The 23,276-nt window shown below is 56.0% G+C and carries 18 protein-coding genes; 10 read left to right on the forward strand and 8 right to left on the reverse strand.

Annotated elements, in window-relative coordinates:
- Positions 1-1,110, reverse strand: coding sequence for an ATP-dependent 6-phosphofructokinase (locus tag ACK4IR_RS06015; protein WP_409873360.1), 1,110 nt, complete (start codon positions 1,108-1,110; stop codon positions 1-3).
- A gap of 155 nt (positions 1,111-1,265) precedes the next feature.
- Between ACK4IR_RS06015 and dnaG the strand changes: the two genes are divergently transcribed.
- On the forward strand, positions 1,266-3,353 hold the full coding sequence (dnaG, locus tag ACK4IR_RS06020) for a DNA primase (protein ID WP_409873361.1): 2,088 nt from the start codon (positions 1,266-1,268) through the stop codon (positions 3,351-3,353).
- Here the strand turns inward: dnaG and ACK4IR_RS06025 are convergent.
- Together ACK4IR_RS06025 and ACK4IR_RS06030 are read right to left on the reverse strand one after the other, a co-directional pair.
- Positions 3,342-4,154: an ABC transporter ATP-binding protein gene (locus tag ACK4IR_RS06025; RefSeq protein WP_409873363.1), complete on the reverse strand. Its 813-nt coding sequence runs from the start codon at positions 4,152-4,154 to the stop codon at positions 3,342-3,344. The two genes, dnaG and ACK4IR_RS06025, sit on opposite strands and share 12 nt — an antisense overlap.
- Entirely contained in the window at positions 4,144-5,394 is a 1,251-nt protein-coding gene (locus ACK4IR_RS06030; protein ID WP_409873365.1) for a branched-chain amino acid ABC transporter permease, read from the reverse strand. Before ACK4IR_RS06030 ends, ACK4IR_RS06025 begins: the two co-directional genes overlap by 11 nt.
- A 171-nt stretch (positions 5,395-5,565) precedes the next feature.
- Between ACK4IR_RS06030 and phoU the strand changes: the two genes are divergently transcribed.
- Positions 5,566-6,204, forward strand: coding sequence for a phosphate signaling complex protein PhoU (gene phoU, locus ACK4IR_RS06035; protein WP_409873367.1), 639 nt, complete (start codon positions 5,566-5,568; stop codon positions 6,202-6,204).
- Positions 6,205-6,340: 136 nt separating this feature from the next.
- A complete protein-coding gene (locus ACK4IR_RS06040; protein WP_409873368.1) occupies positions 6,341-8,218 on the forward strand; it encodes a caspase family protein in 1,878 nt (625 codons plus the stop codon).
- Here the strand turns inward: ACK4IR_RS06040 and ACK4IR_RS06045 are convergent.
- Entirely contained in the window at positions 8,215-9,060 is an 846-nt protein-coding gene (locus ACK4IR_RS06045; protein ID WP_409873370.1) for an ABC transporter permease, read from the reverse strand. The genes ACK4IR_RS06040 and ACK4IR_RS06045 overlap by 4 nt on opposite strands.
- A gap of 44 nt (positions 9,061-9,104) precedes the next feature.
- Complete coding sequence (gene yqeK, locus ACK4IR_RS06050) at positions 9,105-9,755, reverse strand: bis(5'-nucleosyl)-tetraphosphatase (symmetrical) YqeK (protein ID WP_409873372.1); 651 nt, start codon at positions 9,753-9,755, stop codon at positions 9,105-9,107.
- 374 nt (positions 9,756-10,129) lie between these two features.
- Between yqeK and ACK4IR_RS06055 the strand changes: the two genes are divergently transcribed.
- A complete protein-coding gene (locus tag ACK4IR_RS06055; RefSeq protein WP_409873373.1) occupies positions 10,130-11,713 on the forward strand; it encodes a protein kinase domain-containing protein in 1,584 nt (527 codons plus the stop codon).
- A 288-nt stretch (positions 11,714-12,001) separates the two neighbouring features.
- Positions 12,002-12,574: a Uma2 family endonuclease gene (locus ACK4IR_RS06060; protein WP_409873375.1), complete on the forward strand. Its 573-nt coding sequence runs from the start codon at positions 12,002-12,004 to the stop codon at positions 12,572-12,574.
- 44 nt (positions 12,575-12,618) lie between these two features.
- Here ACK4IR_RS06060 and nrdJ read toward each other — a convergent pair whose 3' ends face one another.
- Complete coding sequence (gene nrdJ / locus ACK4IR_RS06065; protein ID WP_409873377.1) at positions 12,619-14,892, reverse strand: ribonucleoside-triphosphate reductase, adenosylcobalamin-dependent; 2,274 nt, start codon at positions 14,890-14,892, stop codon at positions 12,619-12,621.
- 154 nt (positions 14,893-15,046) lie between these two features.
- Here nrdJ and ACK4IR_RS06070 point away from each other — a divergent pair, with 154 nt between their 5' ends.
- Positions 15,047-16,285 carry an aspartate aminotransferase family protein gene (locus ACK4IR_RS06070; RefSeq protein ID WP_409873378.1) on the forward strand — a complete coding sequence of 413 codons (1,239 nt, stop codon included), beginning with the start codon at positions 15,047-15,049 and terminating at the stop codon, positions 16,283-16,285.
- Here ACK4IR_RS06070 and ACK4IR_RS06075 read toward each other — a convergent pair.
- On the reverse strand, positions 16,282-19,263 hold the full coding sequence (locus ACK4IR_RS06075; RefSeq protein ID WP_409873380.1) for an FHA domain-containing protein: 2,982 nt from the start codon (positions 19,261-19,263) through the stop codon (positions 16,282-16,284). The genes ACK4IR_RS06070 and ACK4IR_RS06075 overlap by 4 nt on opposite strands.
- Positions 19,264-19,499: 236 nt before the next feature.
- On the opposite strand from ACK4IR_RS06075, the gene ACK4IR_RS06080 reads away from it, so the two are divergent.
- The 4 genes from ACK4IR_RS06080 to ACK4IR_RS06095 all read left to right on the forward strand — a co-directional run bounded on the left by ACK4IR_RS06080 (position 19,500) and on the right by ACK4IR_RS06095 (position 22,238).
- Entirely contained in the window at positions 19,500-20,243 is a 744-nt protein-coding gene (locus tag ACK4IR_RS06080) for a response regulator transcription factor (RefSeq protein WP_409873382.1), read from the forward strand.
- A gap of 82 nt (positions 20,244-20,325) precedes the next feature.
- The gene (gene bioF / locus ACK4IR_RS06085) at positions 20,326-21,501 is read left to right on the forward strand and encodes an 8-amino-7-oxononanoate synthase (RefSeq protein ID WP_409873384.1); all 1,176 of its coding nucleotides are present in this window, start codon (positions 20,326-20,328) and stop codon (positions 21,499-21,501) included.
- A gap of 84 nt (positions 21,502-21,585) precedes the next feature.
- Positions 21,586-21,792: a glycogen debranching protein gene (locus ACK4IR_RS06090; RefSeq protein WP_409873441.1), complete on the forward strand. Its 207-nt coding sequence runs from the start codon at positions 21,586-21,588 to the stop codon at positions 21,790-21,792.
- Positions 21,793-21,923: 131 nt separating this feature from the next.
- The gene (locus tag ACK4IR_RS06095; RefSeq protein WP_409873386.1) at positions 21,924-22,238 is read left to right on the forward strand and encodes a DUF5132 domain-containing protein; all 315 of its coding nucleotides are present in this window, start codon (positions 21,924-21,926) and stop codon (positions 22,236-22,238) included.
- Between the two features lie 65 nt (positions 22,239-22,303).
- On the opposite strand, the gene ACK4IR_RS06100 is transcribed toward ACK4IR_RS06095, so the two are convergent.
- Positions 22,304-23,185 carry a universal stress protein gene (locus ACK4IR_RS06100; protein WP_409873387.1) on the reverse strand — a complete coding sequence of 294 codons (882 nt, stop codon included), beginning with the start codon at positions 23,183-23,185 and terminating at the stop codon, positions 22,304-22,306.
- Positions 23,186-23,276 lie beyond the last annotated feature (91 nt).

Genomic DNA, 23,276 nt, shown 5'->3' on the forward strand with positions numbered 1-23,276 from the left:
CTAAAGGGCGCAAAGAACCTCGCGACGGCAGAGGGTGGGATCGACGTAGGGCAGCATCGGCTGATCGCCGACATAGATCCCCAGTCCTTGGGCGGTACGAATCAAAAAGCTGTTGGGATCCACATGGCGGGGGGATTGAGCAACCACATCGGCAATGGGCACGGTGGCGACTTGTCCTGCTTGCCATACCACCATTCGATCAAACGTCCCTTGGGCTGCCAGATCCACAGCCGTATGACCCATCCCTGCCGCCAGCAGCCGATCCATGGCCATGGGGGCACCTCCCCGTTGAATGTGACCCAAAACCGATACCCGAAGCTCAATCGGGATGGGACTCTGCCGGGCAATTTGATCGGCAATATAGTGGGCCATACTGGAATAAGGGTGCCCGGTGGCCTCCTGCTCAAGCGGTTTAATCCCCTCGGCAACCACAATGAGGGCAAATTTGCGTCCCCAGCGATCGCGCAACTTTTGGAGATGCTGGCAAATGCCTTCAATGGAGTAGGGAATCTCTGGAATCAGAATAATATCAGCACCCCCGGCAATCCCGGAATAGAGCGCCAAATGACCGGCAGTCCGCCCCATCACTTCCACCACAAACACGCGGTCATGGCTGGCGGCGGTGGAGGTAATCCGACTCAGGGCTTCGACAACGGTGTTTACAGCGGTATCAAAGCCGATGGCGCGATCGGTCAGGGCAACATCGTTATCAATGGTCTTCGGAATCGCAAGGAAATTCCAGTTGCCTTTTTGGGCCAATTGATGCAGAATTTTTAGGCTGCCGTCGCCGCAGATGGCAATGAGGGCGTCTAGGCCCAGCTCATTGTACCCGGCAAGGACTTCATCGGTATGGCCAAGGGTATCGCCCTTGTTGATTGCCCCTAGAATCGTGCCCCCCATGTGGAGTAGAACGTCCATTCCCCCCAATCCTTCGGCATTCAGGGGGATTGCCTTACGCTCCATTAGCCCTTGGGTGGCATGGAGAATACCCAGAACCTCCCAACCGTAACTCAAGGTAGCATGGGCAACAATGGCCCGGATGGCCGTATTCAGCCCTGGGCAATCTCCGCCACTGGTGAACACCCCCAATCGTTTGCGCTGGGTACTCATGCCTGCTCCCTGTGGAATGGTTGTTGCGTTAAGACCAACCTCACGAACATCCTAGCGAAGGAAAATCGTCCCTGACTGTTGGCCTTAATAGGTTGCAACATTCCGTGGCTTTGCCGAATTGTGCCCTCGAGGGGGATCGGTTAAGCTGGTGATCTATGGACATTCCTCGTCTACACCCCGATACGATTGAGGCGGTGCGCCAAGCGGTCAACATTGTGGATGTGGTGGCCGAACACGTTGTTCTGCGCAAGCGCGGGCGAGAATACGTCGGCTGTTGTCCGTTTCATGAGGAGAAGACCCCCAGTTTTACGGTCAGCCCCCTCAAGGGTTTTTACTACTGTTTTGGCTGCGGCGCCGGGGGCAATGCCATCACGTTCCTAATGGAGCTGCAAAAGCGCTCCTTTGCCGAGGTGGTGCTCGACCTTGCCCAACGCTATCAGATTCCGGTGCGCACCCTCGATAATGAGCAAAAACAAGTACTGCAAGCGCGGCTTTCCCTACAGGAGCAACTGTACGAGATTCTGGCGATCGCCACCAGTTTCTATGAACACGCCCTGCGGCAGCCCATTGGCCAAGCGGCGCAAGCGTATTTACAGCAACGCTGCCTACAAGAGGAGACTATCCAACAATTTCGTTTGGGCTATGCGCCACCGGGTTGGCAAGTCCTCTACACGTATCTTGTGGAGCAAAAGGGATACCCTGCTGCTTTAGTCGAGCAGGCAGGCTTGATTATGCCTCGACGGACAGGGGACGGCTACTATGACCGCTTTCGCGATCGCCTGATGATCCCGATTATGGATCCCCAAGGACGGGTGGTGGGGTTCGGCGGTCGCACCCTCGGCAATGAAGAGCCGAAGTACCTCAACTCTCCGGAAACCCCCATTTTTAACAAGGGACAGTTAGTTTTTGGCCTTGATAAGGCACGCCAAGCGATTGTCCAAAAAGACCAAGCCATTGTGGTTGAGGGCTACTTTGATGTCATGACGCTGCACCAAGTGGGCTTTACCCAAGCAGTGGCCAGTCTAGGCACGGCCCTCAGTCAAGCCCAAATTAAGCTGCTGCTGCGCTACACCGAGTCGAAACAAATTATTCTCAACTTCGATGCGGATCAAGCGGGACAACGGGCGGCTGATCGCGCCATTGGCGAGGCAGCGGATTTAGCCTATCGCGGTGACCTGCGACTGCGTATTCTCACCCTACCGGCGGGCAAAGATGCGGCGGATTTTTTCACGCATGCGGGGGAATCCCTAGAGGCACGGCGTGATCACTACCAAACCCTCTTAGATCAAGCGCCCCTCTGGATCGATTGGCAAATTCAAACCCTCTTGCAGCAGTACGATCTTGACCAAAGTGATCAATTTCAGCAGGCCAGCCAAGCCCTGAGCCAACTCTTGGGCAAACTCCCCAACGCCACGCTGCGCAGCCACTACATTCACCACTGCGCCGAGCTATTGGGACGCCACGATAGTCGCTATATTCTCCGTCTTGAGGAAGCTCTGCGCCAACAGGTGCGGGGTCAGCGCTGGCAGGGGCGATCGCAAAAATGGCAACGTCCAGCAGACTATAATTTGCGTCAAGCGGCTGAAGAACAATTGCTGCGCCTTTATCTACACCGCGGGGAATATCGCCCCCTGATTCGGCAAACGCTGAAAGTACGAGACATTGAATTTAGCCTCTCCCACCATCGCTGGCTGTGGCGACAAATTCTTGCTATAGAAGAAGAGCAGGGTGCAGCTCCATCGGCGCCCGCCGATCCCTACCCGGCAGAGGGGCTCCAAAGAGAAACGCCGCAAACAGACTTCGACCTTATGACGCCCCTCCTAGATCGGCTCCACGAAAGGGAAGACGCTGCTTTGATCACGCCCCTGTTGTACTTAGATGAGACCACTGCTGTCAGTCTCGATCGCCCCGAACTGGTGATCCAAGCCGCCACCGCCGCCCTTGAACGCATTGCCGTTGAAAAGCGCTGCCGCTACATCCTCCAGACTTGGCAGGAAACCGTCGCCCTGATTTTAAGTGAATCTCCCGCCAGTGAAGCCCTACGCCACTATCTGGATCGCTTACTCGCCGACAGCGACAGTGAGATTGATGATATTCCCGGTGTGGCACCCGAGCAGCTGCAAGTCCTTGAACAACTGCGCCACGACTACTACCAGGATCGCAAATACCTTCAGCAATTGGATCAGCAGCGCTGTCCCCCCTTGGCAGCGATTCGCGGCTATGCCAAGGACTTATTGTCCTAGGTAAGCTCTCAAGACCTCAGGATTGGTTTGAATCTCCCTCGGAGAGCCATCAGCAAGATTTTTTCCCTCTGCCAAGACCCAGATGTGCTGACACAGGGACATCACCACGTCCATATTGTGTTCAATGATTAGAAACGTCACGCCCTCCTGATTCCAGCGCAGGATGTGCTCACAAATCTGGTTGATCAAGGTCGGGTTGACGCCGGCAGCCGGCTCATCGAGGAGCACCATGCGAGGACGGTGCATCATCACCCGTGCCATTTCGAGGAGTTTGCGCTGTCCTCCCGACAGGGCACCCGCATAGTCATTGGCCTTAGCCGCTAACCCCACAGACTCCAAAATTGCCCATGCCCGTTGCCGCAGGTCCTGTTCCTCTTGGCGGATGCGCAGGGGGTGCAGCCAACTATTCCAAAATTTCTCTCCGGTTTGCAGCGGGGCGGCCAGTAGCATATTTTCCAGAACCGATAGGCGCGAGAGCACGCGGGGCACTTGAAAGGTGCGTAAGAGTCCCTGAAGGGCAACTCGGTGGGGCGGCAGATGACTAATGGGAACCCCATCAAAAATCACGCGGCCTTGATCGGGGGTAACGAAATTGCACAACAGGTTGAATAGGGTGGTTTTGCCGGCACCGTTGGGGCCGATTAGACCGGTGATGCTACCACGGGCAACCCGAATGTCTGCATGATCCACGGCGCGAATGCCGCCAAAACTTTTGCACAGCCCCGTGGCCACCAGCAGGTCTAAGGGCAGGACTTGACGGACGCCGCTAGGGGCGGACACCAGAGAAGGTTCATCGACCAAGGCTGAGTTCCTCCTTTTTGCCCAAAATACCTTGGGGTCGCCACATCATCAAGAGAATGAGGACAAGGCCAATGAGCATCATCCGCAAGGCCTCTAAGCGACCGCCATCAAGGGGAATAAAGCGGGTCAGGGCCGTGTAAGCCCAAAAGAGGGCAGCGCCGAGGAGGGTACCCATGTTGTTGCCGGCGCCCCCCAAGACAACAATGGTCCAAGCCTGAAACGTAATCAGGGACACAAAGCCGTCGGGGTTAATAAATGTGAGTTGCCACGCATAAAAAGACCCGGCCACTGCCGCGATCGCCCCCCCCAACAGCAGCGATTGCATTTTGTAGGCAAAGACATTTTTGCCGAGGGCTTTGGCCACCTCTTCATCTTCGCGGATCGCTTTGAGGACTCGCCCCCATGGGGAATGGATGCAACGCTCCAACTGCCACACCACCAAGGCCAGCACCAACACCAATAGCCACAACAGCCCAGCACGGTAACTAAAATCCCACAGACCGAGGGTGAGGGCTTTGACCACCAGACCCACCAGCGCCGCGGCTATGGTATTTAGGGCAATGGGCAGCACTAGCCGTTTTGCTGGATGCCAACAATAGCTCACGAGGGCGATCGCCCCACCCAGCGTCACTAATGTCAACACAAGGGGAAAAATGACCATTCCCCGCCCCAAGCTCAGGGGGAACAACGTTGCCCACAGGCTGAGGGTACCGGCAATCAGTAAAGCTGCATAAGCAGGGAGCAACCAAGGGGGGTGCGATCGGCCATACTGCCGTTCTAACCATTGCCACCACTGCCATGCCGCCGCCCCCACCACCGCCCAAAAGAGGACTATCATCCCCAGCTTGGTCGCCACATTGGGGTTGAACTGAGCAAGGGGCAGCGGAAAGCCGTACACTCCCCGGCCTCCTCGGGTGAGCCAATCCTCATTGAGGGCAATCAGGCGGACAATTTCCGCCATGCCGATCGTTACAATTGCTAGGTAATCTTCCCGCAGGCGCAAGGTGGCAATCCCCATCAAAAAGCCCAGTCCCATGGCCAGCACCACCCCCGCCAATACTGCCAACAGCAGCGGTACCCCCGCAAGGCCAAGCAAAACGGTTGTGTAGGAGCCAATGGCCAAAAAGCCGACATGGCCAAAGTTAATCAGGCCCGTATAGCCCCAGTGCAAGTTCAGCCCCAAACTAAAGAGGGCAAATGTGGCCGTAAAGATACCTAAGGAGATGAGATAGCCAACCATTGAGAGCCTAAGTGGGGGAAGTTACAGGTCACACGGCTGCGCGGCGCCGCCGTGGTTGAAGGGATCAAAATGTGTATATTTTATACACCAATGCTTGCCCCTACAAAACAATTCAGGGTTTTTCTGGCACACTGAGGAGCACCCATTCCCTAAAGGTGGCTGCCTGAAGACGTGACCACCCCCTTTGAGCGACAACTGCAACGTCTGCGCAGTGACTTACTGCGATTGGGAGCCTTGGTGGAAAGCGCCTTGCAACTGGCCTATGACGCCCTGATCGAGCGGAATTTTCGCAGTGCCGAGCAATTGATTCAAAGGGAGCAGGAAATTGACCGCAGTGCCGCAGTCCTAAATCGTGAGGCGATCGCCTTCCTTGCCTCGCAAGCCCCCTTGGCGCAAAATTTCCGATTTTTGGTCATGCTGTCGCACCTCTGCCGCGATTTGGAGCGCATCGGTGATTATGCCCTTGAAATCGGCACAGCAGCTCAAATGCTTCTGCGCTATCCACCGTCCCCCTATCTTGAGGACATCCGCGTAATGTTCCAGCGATCGCAACTGTTGCTCTCCGCAGCCCTATCCGCCCTTGCCGATTTGGATCGGGAGGGGGGACTCGCCCTTGCCACCTGCGATGATGCCGTGGATGCCGACTATCAACGTCTTTACGAGCGACTTTGTGCTTCCCTCCATCCCCAAGAGTCGGTGGAATTGCGCTTGATCCTGCTGCTGGTCATTCGCAACCTTGAGCGCATTGGCGATTATGCCACGGCGATAGGTCGGCGCGTTGCTTTTATCGTTCAAGGAGAGGTTTCCTAGAAGAAATTTCTAGTTTTTGCCCCCTAGCCGCGCTTAATTCCGTCCACAACCTCTGAGAATAGAACTAGTTTCAGTCATTGCAATTGTTGTCGTGCCTGTGCTCGCACCTGAGGATGGGCGTCTTGGGAGGTAAGGCATGAGGTTCAGCCGTCGTTCTTTTTTGTACGGTGCTGCGGCACTAACGTTGATGCCGTGGGTTTGGCAGAGGGCAGACGGCGCCTTGGCAGACTCTCTTCGTCCATGGCGAGCACTCCTGATTGGCATTAACCACTATCCGCAGCTGGCGGGCGTGCCTCCTTTAGCCGGTTGTCTAACGGATATTGAGTTAGTCAAAAACCTGTTGCTAGATGGCTGGGGTCTGGCGGACAGCGACATTATCCTACTGACAGAACAGGCAGCAACACTCGATGCTCTCCAAGAAGCCTTAGGGGTGCTGGAGCACTCTGGTCAGCCCCTGTTGGTTTACTTTAGCGGCTATGGTACCCTCTGGCAGCAACAACCAGCGCTGGTTTTTGCAAATGCCACAGCAGCCGGTGAGGGCATCTTACCTCTTGCTGAATTACGGCGTACCAGAGGGGTACAGGTATGGCTAGATACTCGCTTTAGCCCACCACCCATTGAGGGGGAGATATTACGCTGGCGATTTGTCCCGTTGCAGCCTGTAGAGAACCGCAGTGCAAGCTCAGTTCCCAAAGATCATTTGCTCTGGGCAGATTTGGGGGTAGAAACGCACCTGAACGGCGTTCCTATGGGACTCTTTACGGCCAGTTTTAGCCATTATCTAGCGGCTTTGGGGGGCGATCGCCCCTTGGCAACCAGCCTGATGTACACCGCCGATGAACTGCGCTGGCAAACGGGGGCAGACCTTCATCTCCTTGGCGATGGATTACCGGGGAATGTCACCCGCTCCCACGGCTTTGATGGGGTAGTGCAAAATACAGGGCACGATCGCACTCTGCAAATCTGGTGTGGCGGCCTTAGTCCTTGGCTTCTTGCCTATTGTCATCCCCACAGTCGTTGGAGTACTGCCGATGGCGCCACTGTTGTTGACATAGCTAGTTTTAATGGCCTGATGGCACAAGGAGTCAGTAGTCAGCCTCTGCAAGTGGGCGATCGCCTCTACGAGCAACAGCGGCGTTTTGGCAAAAATCTGCGGTTGCAAGTGGCGCTTGACGCCAAACTCAGCAAAATTGAGCGGGTAGATGCCATCAACGCCCTCACCAACGAGGAGAAAGTTGCCGTCCTCAACAGCGGTGACCCCTTACCCGATGTGGTTCTCACCAAAAGTGAAACCGTAGGCAGCTATGGGCTGGAGTGGCCGGTGGGAACCTTGCTCCAACACAGTTGCAGTGGCACCAATGAAGCGGCCAAAGCGGGCATCCGTCGTCTGAATCCCTTGCTCAATGCGCTACTAGCTCAGAAATGGCTAACCCTAACGCTCAATCCCACCTCTAGTCAAGTGGCCGTGTGTACAACTCTCGAACAAATCTCGCCGACGGCAAAACTCTTGAGCCGCCAATTCCCGCCCCGCAGTCCCCATCCCCTCCCTGACGTGCTGAACACCAAGCTGCCGGCCATGAATTTAGACACGCCCCTCACCCTAGCCAAGGGGGATACCTGCCGCTGGAGCCTCTACAACTATGGCGATCGCCCCCTCAACATTGTTGCCTTTGCTTGGGATAGCAGTCAGGGCATTCTCCTGCTGCCGCTGCAAACGCACTCATGGCAGTTAGCGGTTGCGCCGGGCTTGAATATTCCCCTCTATACGTGGACGCTGAATCGCCCCTGCCAATGGTTGAAGGTCTTTATCATCAGCAGCCCCCGCCCCCTCACCCGTTTTAGCCAGCTCAGTGGCTCCCCCAGCCATTCCGAGCCATTGCCGATTTCGGGGGAAGATGGTCTTGCCTTGGTCTTGGCGCTACTGGCGGATCTCAGCAGTGAACCGGAGGGGACGGCATTTTGCTTAGACGTGCGGGAATGGTGTACTCAGGGCTTCACCCTGCGGGTGGTCTAGGCCAAGCGCCGTCGCAGAAGGGGCTGAATCAGCAGGCTCATCCCGATGGCCACAGCCAAGAGAACCAGCAGGGCATTGCTCAAGCTCAGGGATCCCCAGGGAGCCACCATCACCACATCGCCGAAGTGCCAATCAGAATGCAGATAGACATGGCGAATGGGTTCAATGGCCAAACTGAGGGGGTTGAGGCTAGCAATCCACTGCAACCAGCGGGGCATAAACGACAGGGGCACCAAGGCGGTACTGGCAAAGAGCAGGGGCAGGTTGATCACAAAAATGACGGCCAACAATTCAATGTGCCCCGGCAGGGCAAAGGTGAGACCCAGACTCAAAGCCGTCACCCCGAAGACCAGAGTCAGCACCGTGGCCAAGACAACCCCAATGCCTGCTAGATTCGGCAGCCCTGCTCCCAGCAGGACGCCCAAGCCGGCGATTGCCCCCACCTGAATCAAACTCAGGGTGGTGATAAACAACGCCGAGGCAAGGACAATCGAAAAGCGCGAGGCCAACGGCGCCACCAACAGCCGATTCAAAAAGCCAAACTCCCGGTCAAACATCACCGGCAACCCTGCATTGAGAGCACCGCTAAAGGCCGTAAAGACGATAATACCGGCGCAGAGAAACTGACCATAATTGATGCTCTCGCCAAAGAGACCCTGCGGCACATTCTGGAAAAGCGCCCCAAAGAGCACCAGCCAAATCAAGGGTTGAACCACCCCCGCCACCAAGGTTGAAGGACGCCGTTGCAGTTGGATAAACAGGCGGCGGGTTAAAGCCAGCGTTTCCTGAACAAATTCACGGGAGAAAATACCGGAACCAGCCGTCGTTGCAGCACTCGTCATAGCCCACTCCAAGATCAGATCTGCCTTCTAGGGTAGCAAGGCCGCTAAACCTTGACAGTGCCTTTCTTTTCGCTTTTTTTCGGTTTTGGCGGTGCCACCTGCATTGCCCAGTTGCGCGTCAGGATCATGCGGGGGTGAATTAAACGATGCTGATCCACAAGCCACAATAGGGTGCGATCGCACACCCGCCACACCGCCTCCTGTAAATTTTGCCGTGCCACCCTGCGCAATTCCTCTAGCTCCACCGTTTGGCCTCGCCCCGGCTCTAAGCTATCCGCCAGAAACACCACACAACTTAGGGCATCCATGCCCGGCCGACCCAAGGTATGGTTGGCTACGGCCGCGAGGACTTGCTCATCGGTAACGCCGAATTGCTGCCGGGCTACCAAGGCACTGACATCGGCATGGAGCAGGTGGGGGTCTGCTTTATCCACGTCTGTAAGGGGTAGCCCCGCCTCTTGGGCCATGCTTAACAGGCGCTCTGGGGAAAAATACTTCGCCAAATCATGCAGCAAGCCAGCCCAAGCAGCGCGATCCACATCTAGGCCGTGGTGCAGGGCTAGTTCTGCCGCCATCGTTTCCACCCGCAGGATATGTTGCACTCGTGGTGCAGGGACATTCTCCGTCAGCCACGCCAAAACCTGCTGGCGATCGCACAGGGATTCCTTAGCATTAGTTGTCACAAGCGGGGTCATAGCCAAAGCCACAGCAGGGATGATGAAGTGCTACCCTTGTATCATAACCAAAGCTCTTTTCACAAGGTTGGGGAACCCTCAAGACAGTCAAAACTACTGTAGAGCAGGACAAGCTTTCTCCTTACCTATGCATCCCATATTTTAGGAAAGAGCTATAAGCTTTTTGTCCAACTTCCGTAATTTCACGGATAGGGTGAGGCAAAGAAAAAAGAGTATTGTAAAACTACGGAGTCGTCCTGTGGAAGTTATTCAATCATGCTGGCGGTGGGAGCATCTTCCTTGAGGCTTGGACTTAAAACTATGATTGCAGTTTCCATAAAAGCTCCTCACCCTTCCCTGTCTGTTGAACGTGCTGTTCATTCCCTTGGCTGCCTATGAGTTACTGCCTCAATCCGAACTGTGTCAAGCCAGAGAACCCTGACGGCTTAGACTTTTGCCAAGCTTGTGGCAGCAAACTTTTACTCAATGATCAGTATCGGGCAATTAAAGTACTCGGTCGAGGGGGGTTTGGGACGACTTATCTTGCCATTGACACGAAATTACCCGGCAATCCCACTTGTGTGATTAAACAATTGCGGCCAGCCGCCACTGCACCCCATATCTTGGCCATGGCACGGGAACTCTTTTTGCGGGAAGCAACCACCCTGGGCAAAGTCGGCAACCATCCCCAGCTGCCGCGCCTCCTCGGCTACTTTGAAAATGGAGACGAATTTTATTTAGTCCAAGAATATGTGGGTGGTCTAACCCTCCAACAGGAGGTCAAGCGCTTTGGGCCTAAGAGCGAAGACGAGGTAAAGGAGGTCTTGCAGGAAGTGCTCCCTATCCTCGATTACCTCCACAAAAATGGGGTGATCCACCGCGATATTAAGCCCGCCAACTTGATCCGCCGTGATATTGACAACAAGCTAGTACTCATTGACTTTGGGGCGGTCAAGGACAAGGTGACCCAAGCAATGTTGGACAATGCACCGGAGCTATCTACATTTACCAGCTTTGCCGTGGGCACACCCATGTATGCACCGCCGGAACAAATGGCCATGCGTCCCGTCTATGCCAGCGATATTTACGCCCTTGGCGTCACCTGTGTTTATCTCCTCACCGGTAAATCACCCAAGGAGATTGAACGGGATCCACAGACGGGGGAATGGCATTGGAAGCGGTATGTCAAAAATATCTCCCCTCAGTTTGCTGCGCTCCTTGACAAAATGATGGAGGATGCGGTTAAAAACCGCTACCAAAATGCGATGGATGTCTTGGCAGATTTACAACTCTTGGCATCTGGGCAAACCTCTACTGTAGCTGCCCCTAGCATTTCCGCACAGCCCCCAGAAGATGACGATCTCAGTAACGCCCTTGCCGCACCGCCCAGTCAAGGCAGACCTCGGATGCCAAAGACAACTCAGCGCTCTAGCTATGCTTCCTCTGTAAGCCAAAATGCCCAAGCAGCTCGCGTGCGCCAATCGCGGATGACTAGAACTCAACTGGGTGGACCGCCCGTTGTCGGCACAGGCCCTGGGCAGCATCTGCGTGCTAAAGTCACTCCCCGAATGACGGCAACGCAAGTTCTGACAGCCTACAAACGGGGAGAGCGGGATTTTGCGGATGTAGATCTCTCTAACGTTGTACTCCGCAATGCCGATCTGTCGGGGGCAAATTTTGCCAATGCCAATTTCACCAATGCCGATTTGAAGGGCTGTATCCTTGCCAATGCCGTTTTACGGGAAGCCAATTTTCAAGGTGCCAACCTCAGTGACGCCAATTTTTGCGGCGCCTATTTGGTGCAAGCTAACTTTGCAAAGGCAAATTTAAGGGGAGCCAAATTTTTGGATGCCTCGATCTCAGGCGCTAACTTTAGCGGTGCCGATATTTGTGGGGCAGACTTTAGTATCGTTTCGGGGATGGTTCAAGGTCAGCTTGACAATACGAAAAAGAATTGGTTTACAAAATTACCCAAATAGAGGAGCATTCCCTCAGCCAAGGGATAGCTGCCTGAAGTTCCCATCAGGCATGGAACCTAATCGACCTTTCTACGTTGAGGGTGCAGCAAAGAGGCACGGCAAGAAACGGATTGATCCCACTCAAATCTAACGCTTAAAACTGATGTTATCTCACTTGCGACCCAAGATTTGATTTATAGCCAACCATCCCCCCTTTATTTGCACGACAGCAAAACAGGGAGAGGCGGCTGGAGATGAGCGCAGAGGTGTTCAACCTATCATAGCTGTAGATAATACGACAGTTCTGCCATGATCACGCTTCACCTCCATCCCACCCTCCAGCTCACCGATGAGGTATTCGAGCAACTCTGCCACCAAAACCCCGACCTGCGGCTTGAACGTAGTGCCCAAGGAGAACTAATTGCCATGGCTCCAGCAGGAAGTGAGACTGGATACCGCAATGCTGACCTGCTTGGCCAGCTGTGGCAGTGGAATCGTCAAATGCAGCTTGGCGTGGTCTTCGATTCCTCGGCAGGTTTTACCCTTCCCAACGGTGCCATCCGCTCTCCCGATGCTGCTTGGGTGGCCAAAAGCCGCTGGGAACGTCTCACCCCGGCGCAACGCCGCCAATTTGCTCCCCTTTGTCCCGACTTTGTGCTGGAACTCAAATCTCCTGCCGACGACTTGGCGACTCTCCAAGCCAAGCTGCAGGAGTACATGGACAACGGTGCCCAACTGGGCTGGCTGATCGATCCTGAGGCTCGGCAAGTGTATTGCTACCGACCCGAACAGGCGGTGCAGAGGATAGACCACCCAGCAGTCCTCTCCGCGGATCCTGTCCTTCCCAACTTTGTCATGGACTTGGGGTTAATTTGGGGTTAGAGACGCCGACAGCCCTGCCACAGGTCGGAGCAAAACTCCGACAATTAGGACGTGAAGCACTTCTCGGAATCGCACCCTGCCGGGCCTGCTTCCATGAGGGGTTGGGTATAGCGGGAGAGGGCTTCGTAAAAATCATTGACCCGCCTGCGCCGAGCCACCGCGGCCACTTCCTGCTCGTACCGTTCTTTGCTAATGGGTTCAAAGGGTAAACGGGGGAAGGTTTCATGGGCATCAAAACGGGCCAAAAGGGCAGCGGAGATGTATCCCCGATCCGCTTGAATCGCTTGGTAAATGGCAGTCGCAAGGGGTTCTATTTCATGTTCTCGTAGCTCAATGGTGGCACTGGTGTTGTGGGTGGTGTAGTGCTGCTGCACCTGCATATAGAAGTCAAACTGCGCCAAGGCGGAAAAGCGGCTGATGTCAATCGTATCTGCCCCCGCCAGATCGGCCCAAGAGACGGCCACGGGAATTTCCACCAGCCACTCGGTACAGCGGGGATCGAAGGGGTCATCTAGAAGTTTGCCGGTTTCATCTTTATCGGACTGAGAGGGGATGATGTTGTAGCCAAAGTCATAGCAGGCCATGGCCACCGGATCCCCCTTGCGGAACGTAATCCGCCGGATAAAGCGCTGGGCTTTGGGGGGATGCCAACCGGGGGAGGCACCCGTCAGCAGGGATTTGGTGCCGGAGGGTTGAACCGTGGTACAGCGATTCGGACGTTTTAGGCCGTGGCGATCGCAATACTCCCAGACAGTCTCGTGGACAATTTGCCGCCAGCGTTGCAGGAAAGCGGCTTCTTGGGCTTTGAATTCTCGCCCTTGAGCCGTATCGGGTCGGCCTGCTGCCCACCATTCCAGCCAAGGCACGCCAAAGGCATGAACGCAGAAGTCAAATAGGCCGGTAAAGCTGACGCCGACAATGGGATCGACATCGCGGGAGTATTGGTAGCGCTCCACAACAAAGCGATGGTTCAACAGCGCCGCCACGGAGAGGGCACCGGCTTTGAAGGCCTTTTCCTGCGTTAGTGTATCCGCCGGATCAATGCGATTGAGGTGGATTTCCGCAAGGTTGCAGTGGAAGTCACTGCCGATAATTTCGCCACAGGGATTGAGGCCATACCGACCTAGGCGGTGAGCCAGCTCCCGCCGATCCATGGCCGGGGAGAGTTGCTGCAAAAAGGCCTCCCCCTGTTGATTTTCGTAAGCCCGCAGAAAGGCCTGCTTGAGATCCGCAGTGGTAAGAAGATCCACATTGGCGCGGGCTACCGCCTCCCCGGCCCATTGAATGGCGCCTTCGCCTGAATAGAACTGGCTGCGCACGGCATTGATGCACTCTTCCAGACTAGGCTTGGTGTGAAAAACCCGCGTATGATTGGCCATGCGCAGGGCATCCCGCTTGGGATCAATTCGCCAATTGCCTTGTTCATCCTGCTGCCAGAGATTTTGCTTGGCTTGGGCAAAGGCCTCATCATCGCTGGCTCCCTGACGCATCCCCGCCGATCGCCTGACATTGCCCGCCACAACCACAACGGCGGCCTCATCAATCAGCAGACAGCACTCCACCGAAGTCAGCCGGCGCCCCACTGCCCCGTTTAAGAGGGCGGCACAGCGATGGTAAAGGTCGGGGAGTTTCACCGGATTGGCCACCCCCCCAAAGCCCTTGAGTCGCTCCCCGGTGGGACGGACATCACTAATATCAATTGTCACCTGAACCACACCCCCGAGGTGCGGATTGCTGGCCAGTTCAAGCAGGGTTTGGTACGACTTCACCCAGCCTTGGCGGCTGTCCCCCACTTTGATGCGGCAGGTTTGCCCCCTCAGGGTCACGGTGGTTTGCTCTTGCCGCGCTTCCTTGGGGGTTTGGCCAATGTGACCCACAACCGTCACCTCAAGGCGATTGCAAATCGGCGGCAACTGGGAGATGTATTTCTGCTCAAGAATGGCGCCCGTGCCACAGCCCTGCATGGCCAAGTCCATCATCAGGCCAAAGGAGTCCCAATCCACCACATTGGTGCTGGTGCAGTTGTAGGCGCCGGAATAGTTCTCGGGTCGGCGCACCCAATCGGTTCCTCCCACCCATAGCCACCGGCCGGAGGGCAGAGCCTTCAAGTCCTGCTGCATTTCCCTGAGAAGGGCGACTTCTGCTGCGGTGAGGTGTCCCACTTCCTGCAGCCCTTGGAGGGTGCGATCGCACACCTGTGACCAACTTTCCCGCTCCCCCGCTTCGTTTTGGCGGCTGTAGGTGCGATAGAACACGGGATAGGCGGTGGGGGCACTCTCAGGAAATGTACGCTGGGGGCGGGGCGGATTTTGCACCATAGAAGGCAGACTCAGTGGCGAATACTAGATGTAGTGTACCGAAGCGACTTATAGGGGTCAATAAGCACTACCCCTAGAGGATGCTTGAATTTCCCTGCCACGGTGGGAGGGAGATGCTAAAATAGCAGAAGTTTTTGCTTTGAGTTCAGAGTCAATGGTGGCTGCTCCCCCCACATCCTTCGCTACCGATGCCTTTGACCAAGTGGTGATGACCACCTATAGTCGTTTTCCGATTAGCTTGGTGCGGGGGCAGGGCTGCTGCGTTTGGGATGATCAAGGCCGCAGCTATCTGGACTTTGTGGCGGGAATTGCCACCTGTACCCTTGGCCATGCCCATCCGGCCTTGGTGGAGACGGTGAGCCGCCAGATGCAGCTGCTGCACCATGTCTCGAATCTGTACTACATTCCCCAGCAGGGGGCACTGGCACAGTGGTTGGTGGCGCACTCCTGTGGCGATCGCGTCTTTTTCTGCAATTCTGGTGCTGAAGCCAACGAAGCTGCCATTAAACTGGCACGCAAATATGCCCATACCGTGCGCCACATTGCTCACCCCATTATCATTACGGCACAGGCCAGCTTCCACGGACGCACCCTCGCTACGATTACCGCCACGGGTCAGCCGAAGTACCAGCAGCACTTTGACCCCTTAGTGCCGGGCTTTGCCTATGTGCCCTACAACGATTTTGCTGCCCTAGAAGCTTTGGTGGCCTCGCTAGATCAACCCGAACCCCAAGTGGCAGCGATTCTCTTGGAGCCTTTACAGGGAGAAGGGGGCGTGCGTCCCGGCGATCGCGCCTATTTTGAACAGGTGCGCCGGCTTTGCACCGAAAAAGGGATTCTCCTGATTTTTGATGAAGTTCAAGTGGGCATGGGTCGCACAGGGTCACTGTGGGGCTATGAAACCCTTGGGGTTGAACCCGATATTTTTACCGCCGCTAAAGGCCTTGGCGGGGGGATTCCCATTGGAGCTATGATTGCCAAAGCGTTCTGTGCCGTCTTTCAGCCGGGGGATCATGCCAGTACCTTTGGCGGCAACCCCTTGGCTACGGCAGCGGCGCTCACCGTTTGCGAAACCTTGGAAAAAGAACATCTTCTTGAAAATGTGCGCGATCGCGGGCAGCAACTGCGGACAGGACTGCGGGAACTCCAGGCGGCCTATCCCCACCTCATTGCCGAAGTGCGGGGCTGGGGACTGATCAACGGTCTGGAATTGCAACCCGATACGCCTTTCACCGCGGTGGAGGTGGTCAAAGCTGCCATGGCTGAGGGGCTATTACTGGTGCCGGCAGGATCAAAAGTGGTGCGCTTTGTTCCCCCGCTGATCGTCAGTGCCGCGGAGATTGCGATGGCGTTAGGAGCGCTGAGCCGCGCCTTTGCCCACCTCGCAGCCTAAAGAACATCCTTGCGCTTTTGCAAGACGCCCACCAGCCCTATCATGAGGGCAATGATGCCCCCTAGTCGCAGGTTGTTGGCGGTAACATTGGCGTTAAACGTGTGCCCTTGCAGACTCCAAAAGCGATCAATGAGGGCCTCACCGCTGGCGATCGCCCGCCCCCGCTGCTCTTTCCATTGGGCAAACCGTTCTTGCCAGCGCGCCATGGCTGCCTGATAGGCTTTGACCCGCCGATTGTAGGCTTCGAGGCGATCGCGATAGGCTTGATCAAACTCTAAGACCGACTTGGGCAGGGGTGGCGGCTCGCCGGGTTCAGGGGGACGGGGGGGTTCCAGTTCATCCACAGCGGGGTGGTATTCCTTGCGCACGCCGGGAAAGCGGCAGCGGTGAAAAAGGTTCTCGTCAAAGCAGGGGCAGCGGGCGAGGGCTTCACGACTGAGTTTCGCCCGTGCAGATTGGGATTGCTGCCAGCAGGCATCCCGCGCCACGTCTTGACCAAACCCCAACAGAGACACCACATTGGCGTAGCCCCAGCGGGTCAGGGTTAGATCGCTGAGGAAGTTCCCCACTCTGCCTAAGTCCTGGAGGGGAATAATCGCGCCGGCAAACGTAATTTGGGGCACCAGAAAGAGGATTGTCAGCAGTGGCGCCACCGTTTGGGTAGGGGAGAGGGCAGAGACCAACAACCCCATGCCCATGCCGCCAAAGGTCATCAGGAACAGGGTGAGAAACAGGCCGGCGATCGCCCCCATGCCGAGGCTAAGCTCAATTGCCAAAAACTTCATCCCCAGGAAAATCCCGGCTTGGTAGAGGGCCAACACCACCGCCGCTCCCAGCTTTGAGAAAATATAGGGCCACAGTCCCAGCCCCACCATCCGCTCACGGCGATAGATCTCCCCTTCCTTGACAATCTCGCGCATCATGGCTAGGCTGCCCACCATCACCGCAATCAGGACGGTGACAAAGGCCATCGTAAATGCCTGCCCCGCATCCCCTTGCGCGGCATCGAGAATCGTGGGCTTCCAGAGGACAAAATCCAATGCCCCCAAAATCGGTGCCAAGGAGAGCATCAGAAGGAGCGCCGTTCGATCCTGCCGCAGAATGGCTAAGTTTCGCTGCGTAAGGATCCACCACTGCCGCCACGGGGCCACTTGCGGAATTGCGGTGCTTGGGCGTTGGGGCTGCACCTGCCGGGTTGCCGCCGTATCCACATTGAGGGGACGTTGCCGCTCCACCACATAGGTTTGGTACAGGTGGGATTGGCGATAGCGCTGCTGCCATAGGGCCGGGTTGGGTTCGCTCTCAATCTTGAGGTAAATCTCATCAAAATCTTGGACATCAAAGTAACTCAGGGCCTGATCCGGTGGCCCAAAGTAGGCAAGATGGCCGCCCCGTGCCAGAAATACCACCAAGTCACAAAGCATCACGTTTTTGGTGGCATGGGTAATGAGTAAAATGGTTCGCCCCTGATCCGCCAACTGGCGCAACAGCCGCATCATTTGGGTTTCCGTGCCCGGATCCAAGCCAGAGGTGGCCTCATCCAAGAAAAATAAACTGGGGCGGGTGAGCAATTCCACACCAATGGACACCCGTTTGCGCTGACCGCCGCTGAGGTGTTTGACCAAGACATGGCGGCGCTCCGTCAACTCCAATTCCGCAAGCACCCGGTTCACCTGTTCCTGCCGTTCTCGGTCACTTAAATCGGCCGGTAGGCGCAGGCGTGCCGCATAGTCCAAGGCTTGAGCTACGGTCAGCTCGCTGTGGATAATGTCATCCTGAGGCACATAGCCAATTTGGGTGCGGTAGCTGGCAAAGTAGCGGTACAGATCATAGCCGTTGACCAAGACAGTCCCCTTGGTGGCGGGACGAAAGCCGTTTAGGGCATCGAGGAGGGTAGATTTACCGGCCCCACTGCCGCCCACAATGGCGACAAACTCACGGGGCAAAATTGACAGGGAAATGTCTTGAAGGAGCGGTGCGCCCTTAGCGGTGGTTTTGCTCAGGTGGATGGCATCAAGGCGCAGGTTACCACTGTCGTTGCGGGGAACAATGGTTTCATCGGGGGTAAACAGCGAACTGTAGGGGCCAATACGCACCAAAGCCCCCGGGGCGAGGGGCACAGGTTTACGGGGTTCAAGGCGGCAGTTGTTGATGAAGGTGCCGTTGGCAGACTCGAGATCCACAATGTACCACTGCCCCTCCTGAAGGTAGAGGCGGGCGTGAAACCGCGAGACCACCGGATGATCCAACACCAGATCGTTGCTGGGGTCGCGCCCAATGCAAATCTGCCGGCGATCGCGCAGCTGGAGGGGGCGCGTTTGCTCAACAACCTGCGTAGCGGGCATCAACAAATACGTAAGGCGCAGGGATTCCCCCACGTGGATCACATCCCCCGGCGCCAAGGTATGTTCGCGAATTGTTGTCCCTCGCCAGTGCAGACCGTTTTTGCTGCCAAGGTCAATGATTTTGTAGCGATCGCCCACCCGCACCAGCTTGGCATGGTGAAAGGACACAAAGGGATGGTCAACGGTAATATCTGCCTGCGGATCCCGACCGAGAACCAGTTCCTCCTTCAAGAGCGGAAACTCCTGCAACCATTGGGGGGTTGCCACCTGCAAAATCGGCGTACCGGCAGCCCCCATCACCACCGTGCCCGGCAGTTCCGTTGTTGCCCTGCCCTCGGGATCGAAAATGGCTTGAAAATCCCCGATTTGCAGGCGATCGCCGGCCTTTAGAGCCACTGGCGTCCGGGGGCGGAGCTTCCTGCCGTTCAAAAAGGTGCCGCCGGCACTCCCCAGATCCGCCACTTGGTAACCCCTATCCGTGGGAATAATCAGGGCATGGTGGCGGGAAATCCCCTCACCCACCAGAATCACTTGGCTTTGGGGATCGGTACCGATGAGCAGGCGATCGCGCCCCAGTTGAATTTGTTGTCGTGAGCCGTCAGCCGCCAAAAGCTCAAGAATGGGCACAGCCATAGCGCTTACTTACGAAGTTCCCCTTTATTGTGTCACCGCAGCCCCAATAAGAATTTTCTATTATGGGAACAAGAAAACAACCTAAAGTATTAGCCACTACGAAGGCGTGGGTATTAAATTTGCTAGATTAGCAGTTAACTTCTTCAGGAATTGCCCCGCCGTCGCCCTTTTGCGCCCATTCTTCCAGAGAGGCCGAACAAGTTTGGTAACTTCGCTGTTGTTGTGGGGATGGATCCATGGGAGTGCACGTGGAAATTATTGAAAGTAACCCCCACCTGCGTTCCCTCCTTGGCTGGCACCTCCAGCAAGTGGGGCATGTTGTCCATCTTGCCGGTGGCTCTCAACAGGGGCAGGAAGTGTTTCAACTGCGGCATCCGGATTTAGTGGTTCTCGATCTGGACTTGCAGGAGGGCAATGGCTTGGAGTTGTGTCGCTGGCTCCACCATCAACGCACGGCTTTCATCTTGGCGCTTTCTGCCCAGCAGGAGGAAGCGGCGGTGGTGAGGGCGCTGCGGGCAGGTGCCGATGATTACTTGGCCAAACCCTTTGGAATGCAGGAGTTTCTTGCCCGTGTTGAGGTCTTGGCACGGCGATCGCGCCCCTGTTTACCCAGTGTCTTGAACTTAGGGGAGTTACAGGTGAATTTGGTGCAGCGGCGGGTCGTGGTGCGGGATGTGCCGGTAGATCTAACGCCCCAGGAATTTAGCTTGCTCTACGTTCTCACCCAAATGGGGGGCATTCCCTTAAGTCGTCAGGAGTTACTACGCCGAGCCTGGCCGGAGAGCATAGACAATCCCCGCACCGTGGATACCCATATCTTGTCTTTGCGCAAAAAAATCGAAGTGGATCCCCAGCAGCCGCGCCTGATTCAAACCGTGCGCAATGTGGGTTATCGGCTGCACCTTGAGCCACCCAACGGTCGCTCTCACCAGAATGAGAAACTCTATCCCTCCCCCTCGCGATTGCCTGCGGCACGCTGAAAGCTATTGCCTACGGCACGCTGCGCGATCGCTCCATCACGTCTTGGCCTAGACTCGGTCAAGTCTGCTTAAATGTTTCTGCATGAGCGACCCCTTTGCATGGCTAGAACCCGCCCTTGAAACCCTCCGGCGCGCCCATTGGTATCGCCAGCCCACCCCAAGTGGTGCCCCCGGAGCCATCGTCACCGTTGGCGAACCACCCCGCCCCTTGATTAACTTTTGCAGCAATGATTATCTGGGGCTGGCAAACCATCCCAAGGTGAAAGCAGCGGCCATCCAGGCCATCGAACAGTGGGGCACCGGCGCCACCGGCTCTCGCCTCTTGAGTGGTCAACGGCTGCTGCATCGGCAACTTGAGGGGGCGATCGCCCGCTGGAAAGGCACAGAAGCAGCCTTGGTCTTTAGTTCCGGTACTGCCGCCAATCTCGGCACCATTGCCGCCCTGGTGGATCAGCGGGACTTGGTGCTCGGGGATGCCTACAACCACGCCTGCCTCAAAAAAGCTGCCCGCCTTACCCATGCCACCTTCTATGAGTATCCCCACAACGATGTCGCTGCCCTTGCCCAGCTCCTAGACACCCATCGCTCCCAATATCGCCGCTGTCTGATCCTCACCGATGGGGTCTTCAGTATGGATGGGGATGTCGCCCCCTTAGGGGAGATAGTGGCGCTGGCCGAGACCCATAGCGCAATGGTGCTGATAGACGATGCCCATGGCACAGGCGTGTTGGGAGCCCATGGTGCCGGTACCCTAGCCGCCTTGGGGCAATCCAGCCCAACCGTCATTCAAATGGGAACCCTCAGCAAGGCTCTCGGTAGTTTAGGAGGATACATCGCAGGTTCTCAGGCTCTGATCACCTACTTGCAACACCGTGCCAGCACATGGATCTATAGCACCGGCCTCTCCCCCCCCGACACGGCTGCTGCCCTAGCTGCCCTTGACCAACTCCAAACAGACCCTTCCCTTCGCCTAGCCCTCCAAGAGCGGATTCATCAACTGGAAAAGGGACTCCAGCAATTGGGCTGCCCGCTGTTGCCCCGTCCCCTGCCGACCCCGATCTTTTGTCTGCCTGCTCCCGATCCCGCCACCGTCCTCCAATGGGGGGAGAAACTCCAAGAGGCCGGATGCTGGGTGGCAGCGGTACGGCCCCCGACCGTGCCCTTTAGTCGTCTGCGCATCACCCTCAGAGCCGATCATACCCCTGAGCACATTGATCAATTACTGGCAGCCTTGGCTGCACTCCTAAAGTGCTGTTAAGAAGAGCGGACAACTGCCCTTGGTTTCGCCTAGGCTGTAGATAGTTCCGTGAAATCGGCAAACTGTGCCAAGGAGTGAGCCATGATAACCATCTGGGTAAGTGAGCAACTGGATCCCTCCGGTCTGCTGTATGCCTGTATTGCCTGTCGAGATGAAGCGCAGGCAAGGGAATGCGTGCAGTCCTTTGAAAAAAACTTGACGACAGAACAAAAAGCGGCCGGCTGGCAAGTGCGCCTGCGTACCGTGACCTCTTGGGATGAGGTGCCCAGTACTGCCCTCAAGCTCTGCTAATCTTTTGTCTCAGCCTTGCATAAGAATCTTGTTAGAGCGATTAAGGCAGTAGAGACGTTGCTCTCCCCGCACCTTTGTTATCATGGGTGCGATGTGCTCATCATCTCTTTTCCTTTGGAGGATGCCGCAGAATGGAGTTTGAAGCCCTGTTACTTGGTTTAGAACCACTCACCGTGCTTGCCCTTGGGGTTGGTGCTGTTGCTGTTGCCCCTGTGGTGGGTGCCGTTGACTCAATGACCGGTCACAACTTGGCAGAGCAAGCTCGCAATGCGGCAAAATCAGGCTTGATGTGGGCGTTTGAAGCCTATGAAAAGGCACAGACTGCCGTTGCCGAAGCCAGTGAGTCTTTTCAAGACTTGGTTGCCGAAGCCCGCGCAGAAATGATGGAGCAAAAAGCAGCGAAGGCTGCCGCACCTGAGGAACCCCGCGAAGTAACGATCAGCTAAGTTTTGCTATCGGTGTCTGATTGCAATACCTTTGGGGTAGTTTTGCTGCCCCATCTTTTAGTCAATTAGCGACCAGCGGGTGGAAAATAGATCATAGGAAAGACGCAACGGCGAATGATCTCGCCAGCAAAGCTGGGAATTGATAGCTCCCAAATTTTACCGACAGAACCAGAAGAAACCGCAATCCCATAGATATCGCGATCGTGGGCAGCCAGTTGCACTTCAACAACAGGGCTACCAAAGCGAATCTCCGTTTCAACGTTGAGGCCGTAGCCTGTGAATTCCTGCTTCAGTTCGGCCAGAATTTTTTCAGCCTTTGGACGTTGCTCGGCAACGCCCAGTTCCCCTTTGCCCGCATCGCTGATAATCCAACAAAAGGTCAGGGCAGCAATACCGGTTTGATCGGGCTTTTTCAAGCCTTCTCGCAGTTGTTGGACAAGGTGTTGGGCAGAGGGGCTGTGGTCGTAGGGCACCAGTAAGTGGCGAAAGAGATTTTGACAGCGGAGATTCAATTCTGCGGTTGTCATCACCCACAACATTTGCGGGCGCATGATCATGAGGGGCACTTTAATCCGTTGCAGCACCTCAATGGTTGTACTGCCAAAGAGCTTCTCATCCAATAGATTGCGAATGGGGCGGCTGACCAGCACCAAGTCAATCTGGTGCTTTTCAACGGTGTCTAGAATGGCATCGGCGGGGCGGCGGTTTTCGATGATCACCTCTGCTTTGAGATCGGCAGGAATACTCGCCGGCTCAATTTGGAGTAACTCCCTTGCCTGTTGCAGCTTTTCCTCCCGCAGCCGAGGCTTATCGCCATCCTCGTCAATGGGGCGGGCATGGAAAAAGAGCAATTTACGAGCACCCGCTGTTTTCAGTGCCTCAAGGTAGTGGGTGAGTTTGGGGAGGCCATCATGGAGATCTGTTGGAATCAATATGTTCTTGAACATGCCGGTGCTCCCCAATATTCAGAACCCTAATTGCAGATTAGCCTAGGAAGGGGGACGTGCGCTACTAGAAATTTATTGTACGGCAAGAAGA

This window comes from Thermosynechococcus sp., assembly GCF_046299635.1.
Classification (GTDB): domain Bacteria; phylum Cyanobacteriota; class Cyanobacteriia; order Thermosynechococcales; family Thermosynechococcaceae; genus Thermosynechococcus.

Bases quoted from the DNA above. Each gene is read 5' to 3' on its own strand.
- ACK4IR_RS06040 (WP_409873368.1), top strand. From the start codon at position 6,341: ATGAGGTTCAGCCGTCGTTCTTTTTTGTACGGTGCTGCGGCACTAACG.
- ACK4IR_RS06030 (WP_409873365.1), bottom strand. From the start codon at position 5,394: ATGGTTGGCTATCTCATCTCCTTAGGTATCTTTACGGCCACATTTGCC.
- ACK4IR_RS06055 (WP_409873373.1), top strand. From the start codon at position 10,130: ATGAGTTACTGCCTCAATCCGAACTGTGTCAAGCCAGAGAACCCTGAC.
- ACK4IR_RS06045 (WP_409873370.1), bottom strand. From the start codon at position 9,060: ATGACGAGTGCTGCAACGACGGCTGGTTCCGGTATTTTCTCCCGTGAA.
- ACK4IR_RS06095 (WP_409873386.1), top strand. From the start codon at position 21,924: ATGGAGTTTGAAGCCCTGTTACTTGGTTTAGAACCACTCACCGTGCTT.
- ACK4IR_RS06075 (WP_409873380.1), bottom strand. From the start codon at position 19,263: ATGGCTGTGCCCATTCTTGAGCTTTTGGCGGCTGACGGCTCACGACAA.
- ACK4IR_RS06070 (WP_409873378.1), top strand. From the start codon at position 15,047: ATGGTGGCTGCTCCCCCCACATCCTTCGCTACCGATGCCTTTGACCAA.
- ACK4IR_RS06015 (WP_409873360.1), bottom strand. From the start codon at position 1,110: ATGAGTACCCAGCGCAAACGATTGGGGGTGTTCACCAGTGGCGGAGAT.
- ACK4IR_RS06080 (WP_409873382.1), top strand. From the start codon at position 19,500: ATGGGAGTGCACGTGGAAATTATTGAAAGTAACCCCCACCTGCGTTCC.
- yqeK (WP_409873372.1), bottom strand. From the start codon at position 9,755: ATGACCCCGCTTGTGACAACTAATGCTAAGGAATCCCTGTGCGATCGC.
- dnaG (WP_409873361.1), top strand. From the start codon at position 1,266: ATGGACATTCCTCGTCTACACCCCGATACGATTGAGGCGGTGCGCCAA.
- bioF (WP_409873384.1), top strand. From the start codon at position 20,326: ATGAGCGACCCCTTTGCATGGCTAGAACCCGCCCTTGAAACCCTCCGG.
- ACK4IR_RS06060 (WP_409873375.1), top strand. From the start codon at position 12,002: ATGATCACGCTTCACCTCCATCCCACCCTCCAGCTCACCGATGAGGTA.
- ACK4IR_RS06100 (WP_409873387.1), bottom strand. From the start codon at position 23,185: ATGTTCAAGAACATATTGATTCCAACAGATCTCCATGATGGCCTCCCC.
- nrdJ (WP_409873377.1), bottom strand. From the start codon at position 14,892: ATGGTGCAAAATCCGCCCCGCCCCCAGCGTACATTTCCTGAGAGTGCC.